The sequence below is a fragment of the Enterococcus sp. LJL120 genome (assembly GCF_054871765.1).
On sequence record NZ_JBTXLV010000030.1, the window covers coordinates 1 to 3,194 of the forward strand.

The following is a 3,194-nucleotide window of genomic DNA, read 5'->3' on the forward strand; positions in this document are numbered from 1 at the left end:
TTGAATACCTGCCACGCACCGAGGCAATCACATCCAGGGAGGCTCGTTGTCAAGGGCAATCGGGCTAGGCGCTATGCAGGTATACATACACTACATAATTTTTGTCAAAATAGGGGTTGCCATTCCAAAAATTCTCTTACTATTGTTTCTCTATAAAAGAAAAAGGAGGGATTTATGTGACTATATTTTTGATGGCTATTTCAATCATAATAAACTATCTGATATTATTTAAAATTCCAGTTGTTGGTAAATATATATTTTTACCACCGGCTATAATCATCCCTATTACATTTTTGGTGGCAGCAATTATGAATATATTTCAGGTTGTGTGGACGGAAGACATGCGCAATACGGGAATTTCTATTATTATGACTTCAGGTGTTTTTACCATCATGTGTTTTGCCAAGGCAGTGATACCATTTATGTTTGATATAGTAATAGGATTTCATAAAAAATATAATCAAAAGAACCTGCATCGATTTCCAATCTCTTTTTTTATCAAGTATCAGACTCAGATTATCAGAGTTGAGTACATCATTTTCTTTTTAGGTGGCATAGTAATGCTCTATGGTGTTTATATTGGAGGATTTCAGTAACTATATGAACTTGCAGTTATTTTTAGTTGTCCATGTTCGTAGAAATGATAGATTTGGAGTATTTAAAAAGTGGTTGAGCCTGCAAAGCTAGTGAGAGTATCAGCAGAACATCCCGCTGATAATAAACTATTGTGGTCTTTTATTGCTAAACTGCTATTTCCATCAGTAGATTTTAATAGTTAGCTATACTTTTACGTAACTAATACGTAACTAATTTATGAACTGTGAGAGTAATTTATCTTATCTTTTGAAAGAATTATGCAGGAGGTTGAAAAAAGGCAGTATAGTATTAACCAACAGCGAGTATTTTTTCATAGGTATAGCTAAGAATCCAAGTGTATAGAGAAAATTTCGGAGTATATGGTTTGGTTACAATTCCTGAAAAGGGGTTAGAATAGCACAAAGAAAGGGTGGGGGAAATATGAAGAGGGTGGGTTTAAATATATTATTTAGTGTATTTCTTTTTGGTTGTTCATATCGGTTTATGCTTTTACCGGTACAGAGCTTTTTTAGTGGACCATTTCCGTGGCTAATCTTATTTACCTTTGGCGCAATTTTGATTATTTTTATATTACCGTTTATTTCAGTTGCTTGCCCATTTTTAAAGGGAGAAAACCTGTATTCAATAGGTGGTGCTTGCATTCTATGTTGTTTACTATGGTTGCTATTTTTCAATTTGAATCCACCAACAGTGGTGGGAACTAGTGAAGCCAACACAGGTGGCCGTTTAGTAGCAGTATATGAGATTTACGCAACAAATCTGGCAGGCTTGGCAATCATTTTTTCGCTAGGCACTAAACTTATCCGCTCCTATCTTAAATCTTGATTAATAAAGTAAAAGAACTAATTTTTAATGTCTAAAGATTTTCGAATCTAACCAGCATGAATCCTTTTTATAATCCACACCTAAGCTGACGTTAAAAAAGCAGCATCAGAATAATTTGAAAATTATATTTCTTTAAAAAATGAAAAAGTCTAGTGCTGACGTAAAAGATGTTTTTGCATTTATCTAGCTCTGTATTGAGAGTTTGGTGGGTTAGGAAATGGAAGTCCTTTGCAACGCTAGTGTATCTCTTTATGTGTACTAATCTAAGAAATGTTATTGGAACAAGGAAATTTCATAAATAGGCAAGCTTGGAATTTTGTGGAGCTGAAAGTTAGTCGCTATATAAATCGTTACTTGAATAAACTACTCATAAAGCTTTTATGCGCTGTATACTCAGATTATTAAAAATTTGTAGGAGGTATAAAATGGTTGAATCAGAACAGAATGAACTGTTAAATAAGGAACTTGTAAAATATCAACAAATGTATTGTAAAAAATTAGCCACTCACTTTGAGGACTACCCAGAAGAAATTGCTCAACTTATTTTTCCTGCATTTTTCGCTCCGGCTGTGTGGGAAGACGCGCATAAGGTGTATAAAAAAGTTGTGGAGCAAATTGCTTTTTTAGATGGGGAACTACCAATTATGTTTGTAGGGGGGAAATCTCAAAATAAAATCACCAGAAAAAATCAAGCAGTAGGCTTTTTCGTAACCGATTACACTATCTATGTCTTGGAGCCAAGTGTCTTTTCGGATACTCTTCCTCAAAAATTTGCTTATAATTTGTCAATAAATGAGGCAAATCAAACAGTTAACAAAGCCATCAATGCTTTTGACTGGGATTTTTTAGAACCCATTTTACCCGAAAATGGCAGAGAAGTATTAAGTAACTTCATTTGGGAATCTGTTGTAGATATCCTAACATTGAAAAAAGATTTTAATGTTGAACATGTAGACATGCAGAAATCCACTACTCTTACTGGGAGAATAATTGATTTAGGATTAATGAATGATTCGTGTGTCAAGCTTGGCGAAGATGTGAAGCATCAAAAGCATTTCAAAAAAATTCATAAGAAATTTGGTATACCTGATGCTGAGTCGATTCGGTTTGCAGTAACTGATTCTACTTTAGCTGGTGTCTATGGACTTGTGCTGACAAAAGAAAATATTTATTCAAAGGATTTAATGGAAAAAGTCGAGAAAACTAAACTTAACGAGTTATCAGCGACTTATCCAGCAACAATCATCGAAAGCAGCATTAGACTAGGAGATAATATTGTTCACACTCTCCCAAAATACGCAGCTAATAAGGAAGCAGTGAAAATAATTATAACCGAATTAATTAGTGGCGAGTTGAAAGAAGATTAAGTCTGAGTGGTGGTAATTTCGCTAATGGAAGCTTTTATAGATTTAAAGGAGATAATATGAAACAAGCAAAGTTAAGTGATACCACTAAAAAAATCATTGAAAATAAACTGCAAGCTTTTAAAACTGCTTTAATGGAAAACCATAATAAATTTATTACAAAGTGGTATGGAAATCGGAATACGCAACAGAATCAGTTAAAGAATTCAAAAAAAAGCAGCTTGAAATGAAAGAACATGATTAAGAAAAAAGTGATATTAGTTTTTATCAAGGGGGATTTTTGGAATGGCAACCCCTATTTTGACAAAAATTATGTAGTGTATGTATACCTGCATAGCGCCTAGCCCGATTGCCCTTGACAACGAGCCTCCCTGGATGTGATTGCCTCGGTGCGTGGCAGGTATTCAA

Annotated in this window: 4 protein-coding genes; all 4 read left to right on the top strand. The window is 34.2% G+C overall.

What is annotated here, in order from left to right; translation table 11 throughout:
• Positions 1-176 precede the first annotated feature (176 nt).
• Positions 177-596 carry a hypothetical protein gene (locus ACYSNU_RS18795; RefSeq protein ID WP_461738597.1) on the top strand — a complete coding sequence of 140 codons (420 nt, stop codon included), beginning with the start codon at positions 177-179 and terminating at the stop codon, positions 594-596.
• Positions 597-1,017: 421 nt separating this feature from the next.
• Positions 1,018-1,422, top strand: coding sequence for a hypothetical protein (locus ACYSNU_RS18800; protein ID WP_461738598.1), 405 nt, complete (start codon positions 1,018-1,020; stop codon positions 1,420-1,422).
• A 425-nt stretch (positions 1,423-1,847) separates the two neighbouring features.
• Positions 1,848-2,789, top strand: a complete 942-nt coding sequence (locus ACYSNU_RS18805) for a hypothetical protein (protein ID WP_461738599.1) — start codon at positions 1,848-1,850, stop codon at positions 2,787-2,789.
• Positions 2,790-2,845: 56 nt separating this feature from the next.
• Entirely contained in the window at positions 2,846-3,016 is a 171-nt protein-coding gene (locus tag ACYSNU_RS18810) for a hypothetical protein (RefSeq protein ID WP_461738600.1), read from the top strand.
• Positions 3,017-3,194: the final 178 nt, after the last annotated feature.